Below are 12287 nucleotides of genomic sequence, written 5' to 3' on the forward strand. Positions count from 1 at the left end.
GCCGGTCTGGCCGGGCTCCGGCTGCGCGGGCCCCGCATCCCGGCCTACGTCGAGCACATGCGGGCCATCGGCGCCGAGCTGGCGGCGCTCGACGGGGTCACGGTCGTCCCCGACCCGCCGCAGACGACGATGGCGCACCTCTACCTGCGGGTCGACGCCGACACCTTCGCCGCACGCACCCGGGCGCTCGCCGTCGAGGAGAAGACCTGGGTCTGGCCGAAGGCGTTCCCGACCGAGCTGCCCGACCACATGGCGGTCGAGCTCTCCTGCGGCGACGCGACGATGCAGTGGTCGCCGGCCGAGGTGCGTGACCTGCTCGCCGGCCTCGTCGTACCCCCGTCGTGATCGCGCCCCGGCTGGTCGCCACCGACCTCGACGGCACGGTCGTCGACCCGCGGGGGGAGATCTCCGACCGCACGGTCGCCGTGCTCAAGGCGCTCGAGGAGCGCGGCGTGCCCGTCGTGTTCGTCACCGGGCGTCCGCCGAGGTGGATGGCGGAGGTCGCGGTGCGCACCGGTCACACCGGGCTCGCCGTGTGCGCGAACGGCGCCATCGTCTACGACCTGCACCGCGAGGAGGTCGTCGAGACGTCGCCGATCGCGGTCGACGTCGGGCTGGACGTCACGCGCCGGCTGCGGGCGGCGCTGCCGGACGTGGCCTTCGCGGTCGAGACCGATGCCGGGTTCGCGCACGAGGAGACGTACGTCGCCCGGTGGGACGTCGGGCAGGCCAGCGCGGTCGACGTCATCGAGACCATCTACGACCGGCCCGCGGTCAAGCTGCTGGCCCGCCACGAGGACATGGACCCGGACTCCCTGCTGGCGGCGGCCCGCGAGGTCGCTGGGGACCTGGTCGAGCTGACCCACTCGTCCTCGACCGGCTTGCTCGAGATCTCCGCGGCGGGGGTGTCGAAGGCCTCGGCCCTGGCCCGGCTGGCCGGGCGTCGCGGGATCGAGGCGGCCGACGTGGTCGCGTTCGGCGACATGCCCAACGACCTGCCGATGCTCGCCTGGGCGGGGACTGCGTACGGCGTCCGGACCGGACACCCGGACGTGCTCGCCGCGGTCGAGCGGCTGGTCGACGGTCCCGAGGACGACGGCGTCGCCCGCGAGCTCGAGCGCCTCTTCGGCCTCGCCTGACCCGCTCGCTGGAGGTCCACCCACCGGGCGCCGGCCGACCCGTGGCCTCAACCGCTCCGGAGATCGTTTGCGACGTCCGGCCCGATCGACACGCGTCGGTCCGGCGTGTCGCGGTCCCCGGCGCCGCAAACGATCATGCTCGGGCGCCAAGAAGGCGTACGGCGCGGCGGGTGCCTACAGGTACTGGCCGGTGTTGCGGGGGCCGGTCTCGTCGGAGGCGCCCGGCATCCCCGGGCCGCCCGGCCCGCCGGGCATCGAGAGACCGCCCGGCAGCGCGCGGCGACGCATCTCCTCGAACTGCGCGCGGGCCTGCATCTGCTGGGCGAACAACGCGGTCTGGATGCCGTGGAAGAGTCCCTCGAGCCAGCCGACCAGCTGGGCCTGGGCCACCCGCAGCTCGGCCTCGCTGGGGACCGCGTCGTCGGTGAACGGCAGCGAGATCCGCTCCAGCTCCTGCACCAGCTCGGGCGCCAGGCCCTCCTCGAGCTCACGGATCGAGCGGGTGTGGATCTCCTTGAGCCGGACCCGGGAGGCCTCGTCGAGGGACGAGGCCCGGACCTCCTCGAGCAGCTGCTTGATCATGCTGCCGATCCGCATCACCTTGGCCGGCTGGTCCACCAGGTCGGTGATCGACCGCTCCTCGTCGCCGTCCTGGAGGTTGCCGGACGACTCGATGGCCATGCCGTTGGGGCCGACCACCACGACGCGCGGGGCGTCCTCGGCATCGGCGTCGGTCGGCTCGGCACCCTGGGACTCGGTCATGGCCCCATCCTTACCCACGCCCGGTCGCGACCCACGCCCGGTCGCGCCGCGGAATGAGCTGGACCCGCCTCCGGCCCGGGTGGCAGCCTCGCGGCTCGTGACGCGCCAGCCGCAGCCCGAGCAGCCCGACCCACTCGTCCCCGAACGGCTCGGGCCGGCCGACCTGGCCGACCTCTTCGACTTCCTCGTCCTCTGCGACACGGCGGTCATCGGTCAGGCGGACATCTCCGAGGAGGAGGTGGCGGCCGACCTGCGCAACCCGGCGGTCGAGTCCTACGGGTGGCGCGACGCGTCCGGGCGGCTGGTCGGCCACGGCTACGCCGAGCGGGTCGGCGACAGCGAGAAGGTCGTCGTCGACGTCTACGTGCGGCCGGACCACCCGGACCAGGACCTCGGGCTCGAGGTGTTCCGGTTCCTCGAGGAGCGCGGCCGGGCAGCGGTCGAGGCCGACGGCCTGAGCTCGGTGCTCTACGACATGGGTGCCTGGCGGCAGGACGTGCAGACCCAGGACTGGCTGCGCGGGAGCGGCTACGATTCGCCGACGTCGTACGTCCGGATGCGCATCGACCTGGACCGGCCCGTGGAGGCGCCGGCGGTCCCGGGTGTCCGGGTGCGACGTACGGCCATGTCCGAGGACGACGTCCGCGCGGCGCACCGGGTGGACTCCGAGGCGTTCGTCGAGCACTTCGGCTTCGTGCCGGTCGACCTCGAGCACTACCGGCACCGGCTGACCGAGCACGGCCCGGACTTCACCCAGCTGTGGCTCGCCGAGGTCGACGGCGAGGTCGCGGGCCTGCTGGTCGGCAGCAAGCGCTTCGAGCAGGAGCACGACGCCGGGTACGTCGACTCGCTGGCCACCCTGCCAGGGGCCCGAGGGAGGGGGGCGGGCAAGGCGCTGCTCCGGGCCTACTTCGCGTCGGAGCAGGCGGCAGGTCGGTCGGCCGTCTTCCTGCACGTCGACGTCGCCAACGCCACCGGCGCGCTGGCGATCTACGAGTCGGTCGGCATGCGCCCCTTCGAGACGATCGACGCCTGGGTCAAGCGGGTGCCGCTCGAGGCCTGACGCTTGTCGCCGACGCACCCGCGGTGGTGTGGTGGCAGCCCCACTGGCGGGATGCAGGGGGCGGGCGCAGACTCGAGACGCCGGGAGCGGGGAGGGGCCCTGTGCGACCCGGCTCGAGGGGGAGTCATGGCATCAGGATTCGTCGACAAGCTGCCTGGCGGGATCGAGGTCACCAAGCGGGCGGCCGACTTCCAGTGGGGCGACGTCAACGAGGACAGCCCCGCCGAAGGCAGTGGGTCACACCACGCAGACCGCTGACCTGCCGAGCTATCGGGAGGGCCAGCGCGATGCACCGACCTTCACCGTCGGTGAGCACAAGGTGTGGCAGCACCGGCGGCTGATGAAGGGCTGCGGGACGCTGCAGAACGACGCCGGCGGCACCGAGACCAACACGGTCGTCCGACTGCAGATCGAGATCATCGGCTTTTCGTCGCGGCGGTCGTGGCTGCCGGAGAGCGCCTTCCAGCGCGACGCGCTAGCGGCCATCAAGCAGCTGGCCAAGCAGGAGCTCGACGTCCCGAACGACCACGTCTGGCCGGACAAGCAGGAGGACGACGTGCTCGCGACCGAGAACTACATCCGGCGGCAGTCGCGGTTCCCGCACCAGCCGGGCTGGTACGGCCACGTCGAGGTCCCGGAGAACGACCACTGGGACTGGGGGTCGCTGCGCTGGGACGACCTCGAGGGTGGTGCCGACATGGTGGAGGCGCTGGCCTTCGTCGAGCGGTTCCGGAACCAGAACGGCAAGCTGCGGACTCGCGAGATCTCGCCGTTCTTCGCGAACCGGGCGGCGCTGCGGGACTGGGCTGTCCGCCCGGACGGCAACAACCTGGACACCGACGACGAGCTCCGCAAGAGCCTGTTCGACGCGATGATCGAGAACCGGGTGTGGGTGGCCAAGAGGCTCGTCGACCCGGCCGAGGACCCGGTCCTCGACTGAACCTCGGCGCCGGACGTATGCCGGCGCTGATGAAGGCTGGTGGTGCGGTCGGCTAGGTCGCCAGCAGGACCTTGCCGACCGCCTCGCCGGCCTCGAGCACCCGGTGCGCCTCGCCGGCCTCGGCCATGGGCAGCACCCGGTCGACCACGGGGTGCACCGTGCCGGAGCCGACGAGCGGCCACACGTGCTCGCGGACCGAGGCGATGACGGCCGCCTTCTCCTCCGGCGGCCGGGCGCGGAGCACGGTCGCCAGGACCGCGGCCCGCTTGCGCATCAGCAGGCTCAGGTCGAGCTCGGCCCTGGTGCCGCCCTGCAGCCCGATGACGACCAGCCGGCCGCTGGTGGCCAGGACCTCGACGTTGCGGGCGAGGTACTTGGCGCCGATCAGGTCCAGCACGACGTCGGCGCCGCGGCCGTCGGTCGCCACCCGCACGGCCTCGACGAAGTCCTGCTCGTGGTAGTCGACCAGCACCTCGGCGCCGAGCTCGTGGCAGCGTGCGAGCTTCTCCGGTGACCCCGCTGTCACGGCGACCCGGGCCTGCATGGCGCGGCCGAGCTGGATGGCCATGGTCCCGATGCCGGACCCGCCGCCGTGGACCAGCAGCGTCTCGCCCGGCCGCAGACCGGCGAGCATGAACACGTTGGACCACACCGTGCAGGTCACCTCCGGCAGTCCGGCCGCGGCGACCAGGTCGACCCCGGTCGGCAGCGGCAGCAGCTGGCCGGCCGGCACGGCCACCTGCTCGGCGTACCCGCCGCCGGTGAGCAGCGCGCACACCTCGTCGCCCGCGGCCCAGCCCTCCACGCCGTCCCCGAGGGCGGCCACCCGCCCCGAGCACTCGAGACCGAGGTAGGGGGAGGTGCCCGGCGGCGGGTCGTACAGCCCCTGCCGCTGGAGGAGGTCGGCCCGGTTGACGGCGCTCGCCACGACGTCCACCAGGACCTCTCCCGGACCGGGCTCCGGGTCAGGAACCTGGTCCCAGCGCATCACCTCGGGCCCACCCGCTCCGGTCAGCACCACGGCTCGCACGGACCACACCTTAGGAACGTCGGGGTGGTCCCGACGCGCCGGTACCCGCTCAAGGCGGGCGGGGGACCGGCCGATGCCACACCTTCAAGACCTTTGCCTGCCCATGGGGCGCACGACGACCGACCGGAGAGTCCATGCTGCGCGACGCCGGTGTCCGCACCAAGCTGCTCGCCGTCCTGGCGATCCCGACCCTGCTGCTGGTCGTCGTGACCGGGCTGCTGGTCGGCGGCCAGGTCGGTGAGGCCCGTCGCGCCGGGCAGATCAACGCCCTGACCGAGGTCGCGGTGCAGGTCAACACGGTGGTGCACAGCCTCCAGGAGGAGCGCAGCGCCACCCTCAACCACCTGCAGTCCCCGAGCGCTGGCAGCGAGCACAGCATGCGCAGCCAGCGCCGGTTCACCGATCAGCAGCTGCGCGGGCTCGGCGAGCTGGTAGCCGCGTCCCCGGTGGACGAGATGTCCGAGGCCGTACGGTCCTCGGTCGCTCGCTCGGCGGGGGTCCACGGCGAGCTGTCGGGGGCACGGGCCTCGATCGACGCGGGCCGGTTCTTCGCGACCGAGACTGACGTCTTCTACGGCAAGGTGATCCGCACCGACCTCGAGCTCCCAGGTGTCCTCGCGGCCGACGGGACGGCCGACCTCGGCAGGACCCTCGAGGCCTACCAGGCACTGTCCCGCACGATCGAGTTCGCCTCGCACGAGCGCGACCTGGTGCAGCTCGCGCTCGACACAGGCGCGATCAACGAGGCCGGTTTCGCCCAGGCCTCCGCGCTGGTCGCCCAGCAGCGGGAGGCCGTGCAGGACCTCCAAGGTGCCGCGTCGCCCGAGACCTACCTGCGGCTCGACAACGAGCTGGCCAAGGCCCAGAACTACGAGATCGACCAGGTCCGCCGCGACCTGCCAGACCTGCTCCGCGGCCGCGAGCCGGCGATCGGGGCGGCGACCCAGTGGGTGACTGCGGCCAACACCCGGATCGCTCCGATGACCACGGCGGAGTCCGGGCTGGTCAACGAGATCTCCGACGCCGCCATCGCGACCCAGCTCGGCCAGGAGCGGCGCGCCCTGCTGCTCGTGTCCGTCGCCGTGCTCGGCCTCGGTCTGGCCCTGATGCTCGCCATCGGGCTGGCCCGCCGGATCACCCGGCCCTTGCGCCGCCTGACCGTCGCCGCCGGCGACATCGGCGACGAGCTGCCGCGGATGGTCGAGCGCATGCAGGTCCCCGGTGAGGGCCCGGGCGTAACGGTCGAGCCGATCCCGGTCGAGTCCCGGGACGAGATCGGCCAGCTCGCGGAGGCGTTCAACACCGTCAACGACGTCACCGTCCAGGTCGCCAAGGAGCAGGCGGCGTTGCGGGCGAGCATCGCGGAGATGTTCGTCAACGTGGCGCGCCGCAACCAGGTGCTGCTCGGGCGGCAGCTCAAGGCCCTCGACCAGATGGAGGCCGGCGAGGAGGACCCCGACGTCCTCGAGCGGCTCTTCACTCTCGACCACCTGGCGACCCGGATGCGCCGCAACGCAGAGAGCCTGCTCGTGCTCGCCGGCATCGACTCGACGCGCCGGCTGCGCGGCGTCCTGCCGTTGTCCGACGTCATCCGCACCGCCGTCGGCGAGATCGAGGCCTTCGACCGCATCGACCTCTCGATGACCGAGGACCCCGAGGTGTCCGGCCGGCACGCGCTCACGGTCGCGCACCTGCTCGCGGAGCTGCTCGAGAACGCCACCCACTTCTCCAACCCCGAGACCCGGGTCGTCGTCGCGGCGAAGCTCACCGGCCGCGGCGTCGACGTGACTGTCACCGACTACGGGCTCGGCATGTCCGACGAGGAGCTCGCCGACGCCAACGACAAGATCGCCCACCCGCCGGTCGCCGAGATCGCGGTGTCGCAGCGGCTGGGTCTGTTCGTGGTCGGCCGGCTCGCCTCGCGTCTCGAGGCGACGGTCGAGCTGCGCCACGGCCGGGCCGCCGGGACCGTCGTGGTCCTCAGCCTCCCGGCGTCGGTGTTCGAGGGCATGACCGTCGACGCACCGGAGGGATCGGCGGCCGAGCCGGCTTTCGACCCGGCCGACCACGCGGAGCCGTCGGTCCGGGTCGGTGCGGACGACCCGGTCGTGGCCGAGGTGGGGACGCCGGCCGTTGTGGAGACACCGATCGAGAACGTTTCCGCGGAAACGGACGTGGACGCCGAGCCGGTCGTGGACACCGAGCCGGTCCTGGACGCCGAGCCTGGGCTGGACGCCGAGCCTGAGCTGGTGGCCGGACCCGAGGCGTCCGTCGAGACCGACGACGACACTGACGACGAGGTCGACGACGACACCGACGACGAGGTCGACGACGACACCGAGACCGAGGCCGTCCCCGAGCCTGAGCCCGTCGCGGAGGCCGAGCCGGTCGCCGCAGCTGCTCCCCAGCTCGTCTTCGCCCCGGCCGTCGACGTCCTGCCCTCCCGCACCTCGGGCGACGGGCGCTTCAGCCGCCACAAGCCGTCGCTCGCCCGCCGGTCGGCAGCACCGGCCAGGCCGGTGACGGACGACGTCACGCCCGAAGCCGTGATGCCCGAAGCCGTGACGCCCGAAGCCGTCACGACGGCGGACCCGGGTGCGGACAGCGCAGCGCCGAGCACTCTGCCGTCACGGACCACGGCAGCGGACCGGTCCACCGGCACCGCCACCAGCACCGGCACCGGCACCGGCACCGACACCGGCACCGGCACGGCCCCGGACCCAGAGCCGGCAGCCGAGTCGCTGACGGCTCGCTGGGACTCGCTGACGGCGCAGTCGCAGTCGCTGCCCAGCCGCGTGGCCTCCGCGCCGTCGCCGGCAGAGCCGTCGCCGGCAGAGCCGTCGCCGGCAGAGCCGCCGCCCTCGACCCGTTCCCTGGCGGCTGCCGAGCCGGCTGCCGACGATGTCGGAGATGACGCCGATGTCGCCGACGTCGCAGCCGAGGTGCTGTCCGAGCTGCGGGGGCTCTACGAACCGGCGTTCGCCCCTGCCGTGCCGGAGCAGTCAGCCACACCCGCGGAGCGGGCGCTGGTGCGACGTACGCCCAAGGAGGCCGCCACCACCGGGACGCGCACCGCCGCCACGTCGGGCACGCCTGCGCGCACCCGCTCGGCCAGCGAGGTGCGCGGCATGCTCTCCGGCTTCCGGGCCGGCGTCGCCCGCGGTCGGGCAGGCGCCGAGCCGGCCGGCGACAGCACGAGCAGCACCAGCAGCAGCACCGGCACCGAGGTGCCGACCGACGAGACGAAGGACCACTGACGTGAGCACCCTCAGCACCGAGGCGGCCAACTTCAGCTGGCTGCTGGGCAACTTCGTGAAGAGCGTCCCCGGCGTCCAGCACACTCTGGTGGTGTCCGCGGACGGGCTGCTCATGGCGATGTCCGACGAGATCGACCGGACGCAGGGTGACCAGCTCGCCGCGATCGTCTCCGGCCTGTCCAGCCTGACCCGCGGCGCCGCGCGGCAGCTCGACGCGGGCGAGGTCCGGCAGTCGATCGTCGAGATGGACCACCTGTTCCTCTTCACCACGAGCATCAGCGACGGGTCGGTGCTGGCCGTCGCCGCCGACGCCACCTGCGACGTCGGGCTCGTCGGATACGAGATGACCCTGCTCGTCAGCCGGGCCGAGGCGACCATGACCCCGGCCCTGGTCAGCGAGATGCGCGCCCGTCTCCCCGTGGGCCACAGGTGAGGCCCGGTGCCCCAGACCCCCGTCCCTGACGCGCCCGAGCCGCGCCGCTTCGACCACGACCTGTACGACGAGGAGGCGGCGGTCGAGGAGGCCCGGGTCGTCCGCCCCTACGCCCTCACCCGCGGGCGGACCCGCCCCGGCCGGTCGGACCTCCCACTGGAGGCGCTGGTCCGGATGGTCCCCGGTGCCACCGACCCGGTCGGGACCGCCGAGCGTCGGCGCATCCTCGACCTGACCCGCGAGCAGATCCTGTCCGTCGCCGAGCTGTCCGCCCACCTGTCGTTGCCCCTGGGCGTCGTCCGGGTTCTCGTCGGTGACCTCGCCGACGAGGGGCTGGTCGTCGTGCACACGGGTTCGCCCACCGCCGCGCCACCCGCCGCCAACCTCAAGGTCCTGGAGAGTGTTCTCGATGGCATTTCCGCACTCTGACGTCACGGTGGCTCCCCACCCGCCGGACCAGGCGGCCGGGGACGAGGCGGCGACGCCCGCCTCGCCCATCACCGTCAAGATCGTCATCGCCGGCGGCTTCGCCGTGGGCAAGACGACGTTCATCGGGTCCATCTCCGACATCGAGCCGCTGTCCACCGAGGCCGCGATGACCGAGCACAGCCTCGGCGTCGACGACGCCGGCGGCGTGACCGACCGCAAGACGTCGACCACCGTCGCCATGGACTTCGGCCGGATCGCCCTGCCGGGCGACCTGTGGCTCTACCTCTTCGGCACGCCCGGCCAGGACCGCTTCCACTTCATGTGGGACGACCTGGTCACCGGGGCGGTCGGGGCCGTGGTCCTGGTCGACACCGAGCGGCTCGAGCAGTGCTTCGACGCGGTCGACTACTTCGAGGCCAGGCAGATCCCGTTCGTGCTGGCGGTCAACTGCTTCGACGGCGTGGCCAGGCACTCGCTCGACGACGTCCGGTCGGCCCTGACCGTCCGGGACGAGGTGCCGGTCTTCTACACCGACGCGCGCAACCGGCAGGCCACCAAGCAGGCCCTGATCACGCTGGTCACCCTCGCGATGTCGCGGATGCAGTAGCCGGACCCCGGCATCGTCCGAACGAACGGATCGGCCAGATTCGCTCCCGATCCGCGCCGGAGCCCGGGTCATGGAACATAGGGTGCTCCGGTGACCATCCGGGTGCTCCTCGCCGAGGACAACGCGCTGCTCCGGCAGGGGCTCGAGCGCCTCATCGACCACGACGCGGCCCTCGAGCTCGTCGGCTCGGTCGCCGACCTGCCGTCCCTGCAGAAGGCGGTCGTCGACCACGACCCCGACGTGGTCGTCAGCGACATCCGGATGCCGCCGACCAAGACTGACGAGGGCATCCAGATCGCCCTGCAGCTGCGCCAGGAGCGGCCGCAGGTCGGCGTGGTGCTGCTCAGCCAGCACGCCGACGCGGCGTTCGCGCTCAAGCTGCTCGAGGGCGGCTCCGGCGGCCGGGCCTACCTGCTCAAGGAGCGGGTCGGCGACGTCGGCGAGCTGACCAGCGCGGTGCAGCGGGTGGCCGAGGGCGGCTCGGTCATCGACCCCACGGTCGTCGAGCAGCTCGTCGCCGCCAACCGGGGGCCGCAGGACACTCCGCTGAGCACGCTCACGCCGCGCGAGCTCGAGGTGCTGGGCGAGATGGCGCAGGGCAAGAGCAACGCCGCCATCGCGGCCACCCTCTTCCTCTCCGAGCGGGCGATCGAGAAGCACACCAACTCGATCTTCTCCAAGCTGTCGCTCACCGAGGAGCGCGACCTCAACCGGCGGGTCAAGGCGGTGCTGCTCTACCTGCACGACCAGGGCACCGCCTGAGGCGGCGCGGCCGCAGCCGAGCGGGGTGGCTGGCCACACCACCGCTGAGGCGCTGTCCTCCTTCGCCAGCATCCCGCCCGGGCGGCACACTGGCTGACATGACCGGCCCCGATGGCGCGACCGTGCGCGTGCTCACGGTGGACGACCAGCGGCCCTTCCGGGTCGCGGCGGCCGCCGTGGTCCGCCGCGCGGCCGGCTTCGAGCTGGTCGGCGAGGCACCGTCGGGGGAGGAGGCGCTCCGCGCGGTCGGCGAGCTCGGCCCCGACCTGGTGCTGATGGACATCAACATGCCCGGCATGGGGGGCATCGAGGCCACCCGGGCGATCACCGCGGGGGAGCACCCGCCGGTGGTGTTCCTGTGCTCGACCTACCAGGCCCGGGACCTGCCGGCGGACGCCCAGGACAGCGGCGCGGCGGCGTACATCGACAAGGAGGAGCTGGCCTCCGACCTGCTCGCCCGGCTCTGGGCCGAGCACCGCCCCCCCGACGGCGCCGCGACGGCGAGCGCCACCACCGGCTGACCGGGCCGGCCGTCACTCCGAGCGCAGGACCTCGGCGGGCCGCAGGGTGGCCGCCCGCCGGGCCGGCAGCAACGCGACCAGCGCGGTGCCGACCAGCACGGCCGGCACCGCCACCACGAGCACCAGCCACGGGACCGCTGGGTCGCCGGCGGTGCCGATGCCGCTCGCGACCTCGCCCCACACGACCCGGCCGACCGCGAGCCCGAGCGCCGGCCCGAGGGCCAGGCCCACGGCGCCGATGGTCAGCGCCATCGCGACCAACGCGCCGCCGACCTGCAGCGGCGTCAGCCCGATCACCCGCAGCACCGCGAGGTCGGTCGCCCGGCGGCGCGCGGTGAGCACCAGCGAGTGGGCCAGGACCGCGACGGCCAGCGCGCCGAAGAACACCGCCAGCAGCACGGGCAGCCGGCCCAGCGCGACCAGGTTGCTCACCTCGGCCGGCGGGAGGGCCCGGATCATCTCCAGCCGCTGCGCCAGCTCGGCGTACATCGCGTCGGCGTCCTCGTCGCGGGCGTCGACGAACGCGGTCGTGAACGGCGCCGACCGCCCGGCCGCGGCGGCCGTGCGCGCCGTGAGGAAGGCGCCGGACCCCAGGCCGTCGCTGACCGGCGGGGTGACGACCATTCCGACCACCCGCAGCGTGCGGCGGGACGGCTCGCCGTCGCCGTCGTACGTCGTCAGGCTGACCGTCGAGCCCGTCGTCGCGCCGAGGTGCTGCGCCTGGCGGGACCCGAGGGCCACCTCGTCGTCCCTCTCGGGCAGTCGGCCGCCGAGCAGGGTCAGCGGCACCGGACCCTTGAGCGGGCGCAGCGAGATGCCATCCATCCGCCGGCCGTCGACGTGCACGGGCACCGCGGACGTGTCGAGCAGCGACTCGACCCGGGGGTCGGCCGCCAGGTCCTGCAGGTCGAACGGCTTGGAGTCGACGACCGCGAAGTCGGCGACCCAGCCGTAGCGCGCCGGCGTGCTGCTCAGCCGGTCGAGGCTCTGGGCGAAGGTCGCCACCGCCACCACGCCGCAGGTGCCCAGCACCGCGACCGCCAGGGTCGCCCGCACCGGCACCGACCCGCGGGCCGCCGAGGCCCGGCCGCGCAGCGCGAACGTGAGCCCGGCCAGGGCCGGCGCCCGGCGGCCCAGCCAGGTCAGGCCCAGGGTCGGGCGCGCGACACCGGCACCCACCGTCTCCCGCCGCACCACCCGGGCCGCCGTGAGGGCCGTCAGCAGCAGGAACGCGACCGCGACGAGCAGTGCGCCCGGGACGACCAGCATCGGCTCCGGCAGCCACCCGGGCTCCGGCTCGTACTCCCGCAGCGGGCCGAGCGGCTCGACCAGCCCCGCCAGCAG

The 12287-nt window shown here is 73.5% G+C and carries 14 protein-coding genes; 11 read left to right on the forward strand and 3 right to left on the reverse strand.

What is annotated here, in order from left to right:
• Window positions 1–345 (forward strand): threonine aldolase (locus tag VK640_17990; GenBank protein HTE75072.1); only part of this gene is annotated, 345 nt, incomplete at its 5' end.
• Complete coding sequence (locus tag VK640_17995; GenBank protein HTE75073.1) at window positions 342–1139, forward strand: HAD family hydrolase; 798 nt, start codon at window positions 342–344, stop codon at window positions 1137–1139. The genes VK640_17990 and VK640_17995, both read left to right, overlap by 4 nt.
• A 174-nt stretch (window positions 1140–1313) precedes the next feature.
• On the opposite strand, the gene VK640_18000 is transcribed toward VK640_17995, so the two are convergent.
• Window positions 1314–1820 (reverse strand): bacterial proteasome activator family protein, encoded by a 507-nt coding sequence (locus tag VK640_18000; protein ID HTE75074.1) that lies wholly within the window; start codon window positions 1818–1820, stop codon window positions 1314–1316.
• Window positions 1821–1998: 178 nt separating this feature from the next.
• On the opposite strand from VK640_18000, the gene VK640_18005 reads away from it, so the two are divergent.
• The 3 genes from VK640_18005 to VK640_18015 all read left to right on the forward strand — a co-directional run bounded on the left by VK640_18005 (window position 1999) and on the right by VK640_18015 (window position 3904).
• A complete protein-coding gene (locus tag VK640_18005) occupies window positions 1999–2964 on the forward strand; it encodes a GNAT family N-acetyltransferase (protein ID HTE75075.1) in 966 nt (321 codons plus the stop codon).
• 126 nt (window positions 2965–3090) lie between these two features.
• Window positions 3091–3222, forward strand: a complete 132-nt coding sequence (locus tag VK640_18010) for a hypothetical protein (GenBank protein ID HTE75076.1) — start codon at window positions 3091–3093, stop codon at window positions 3220–3222.
• Window positions 3197–3904 (forward strand): hypothetical protein, encoded by a 708-nt coding sequence (locus VK640_18015; protein ID HTE75077.1) that lies wholly within the window; start codon window positions 3197–3199, stop codon window positions 3902–3904. Before VK640_18010 ends, VK640_18015 begins: the two co-directional genes overlap by 26 nt.
• A 52-nt stretch (window positions 3905–3956) precedes the next feature.
• On the opposite strand, the gene VK640_18020 is transcribed toward VK640_18015, so the two are convergent.
• Window positions 3957–4934 carry an NAD(P)H-quinone oxidoreductase gene (locus VK640_18020; protein HTE75078.1) on the reverse strand — a complete coding sequence of 326 codons (978 nt, stop codon included), beginning with the start codon at window positions 4932–4934 and terminating at the stop codon, window positions 3957–3959.
• A gap of 134 nt (window positions 4935–5068) precedes the next feature.
• Between VK640_18020 and VK640_18025 the strand changes: the two genes are divergently transcribed.
• The 6 genes from VK640_18025 to VK640_18050 all read left to right on the forward strand — a co-directional run bounded on the left by VK640_18025 (window position 5069) and on the right by VK640_18050 (window position 10943).
• Window positions 5069–8191, forward strand: coding sequence for a nitrate- and nitrite sensing domain-containing protein (locus tag VK640_18025; protein ID HTE75079.1), 3123 nt, complete (start codon window positions 5069–5071; stop codon window positions 8189–8191).
• Window position 8192: 1 nt separating this feature from the next.
• On the forward strand, window positions 8193–8624 hold the full coding sequence (locus tag VK640_18030) for a roadblock/LC7 domain-containing protein (GenBank protein HTE75080.1): 432 nt from the start codon (window positions 8193–8195) through the stop codon (window positions 8622–8624).
• A gap of 6 nt (window positions 8625–8630) precedes the next feature.
• Entirely contained in the window at window positions 8631–9053 is a 423-nt protein-coding gene (locus VK640_18035) for a DUF742 domain-containing protein (GenBank protein ID HTE75081.1), read from the forward strand.
• Window positions 9034–9660 (forward strand): ATP/GTP-binding protein, encoded by a 627-nt coding sequence (locus VK640_18040; GenBank protein HTE75082.1) that lies wholly within the window; start codon window positions 9034–9036, stop codon window positions 9658–9660. The genes VK640_18035 and VK640_18040 overlap by 20 nt, the downstream gene beginning before the upstream one ends.
• Window positions 9661–9750: 90 nt before the next feature.
• Window positions 9751–10422 (forward strand): response regulator transcription factor, encoded by a 672-nt coding sequence (locus VK640_18045; GenBank protein HTE75083.1) that lies wholly within the window; start codon window positions 9751–9753, stop codon window positions 10420–10422.
• 98 nt (window positions 10423–10520) lie between these two features.
• The gene (locus VK640_18050) at window positions 10521–10943 is read left to right on the forward strand and encodes a response regulator transcription factor (protein ID HTE75084.1); all 423 of its coding nucleotides are present in this window, start codon (window positions 10521–10523) and stop codon (window positions 10941–10943) included.
• Between the two features lie 12 nt (window positions 10944–10955).
• On the opposite strand, the gene VK640_18055 is transcribed toward VK640_18050, so the two are convergent.
• Window positions 10956–12287, reverse strand: a 1332-nt coding sequence (locus VK640_18055) for an FtsX-like permease family protein (GenBank protein HTE75085.1), incomplete at its 5' end; no start/stop codon positions are given.

The sequence above is a fragment of the Actinomycetes bacterium genome, assembly GCA_035489715.1.
Lineage (GTDB): Bacteria > Actinomycetota > Actinomycetes > JACCUZ01 > JACCUZ01 > DATHAP01.

Bases quoted from the DNA above. Each gene is read 5' to 3' on its own strand.
- VK640_18000 (HTE75074.1), bottom strand. From the start codon at position 1,820: ATGGCCATCGAGTCGTCCGGCAACCTCCAGGACGGCGACGAGGAGCGG.
- VK640_18010 (HTE75076.1), top strand. From the start codon at position 3,091: ATGGCATCAGGATTCGTCGACAAGCTGCCTGGCGGGATCGAGGTCACC.
- VK640_18025 (HTE75079.1), top strand. From the start codon at position 5,069: ATGCTGCGCGACGCCGGTGTCCGCACCAAGCTGCTCGCCGTCCTGGCG.
- VK640_18040 (HTE75082.1), top strand. From the start codon at position 9,034: ATGGCATTTCCGCACTCTGACGTCACGGTGGCTCCCCACCCGCCGGAC.
- VK640_18050 (HTE75084.1), top strand. From the start codon at position 10,521: ATGACCGGCCCCGATGGCGCGACCGTGCGCGTGCTCACGGTGGACGAC.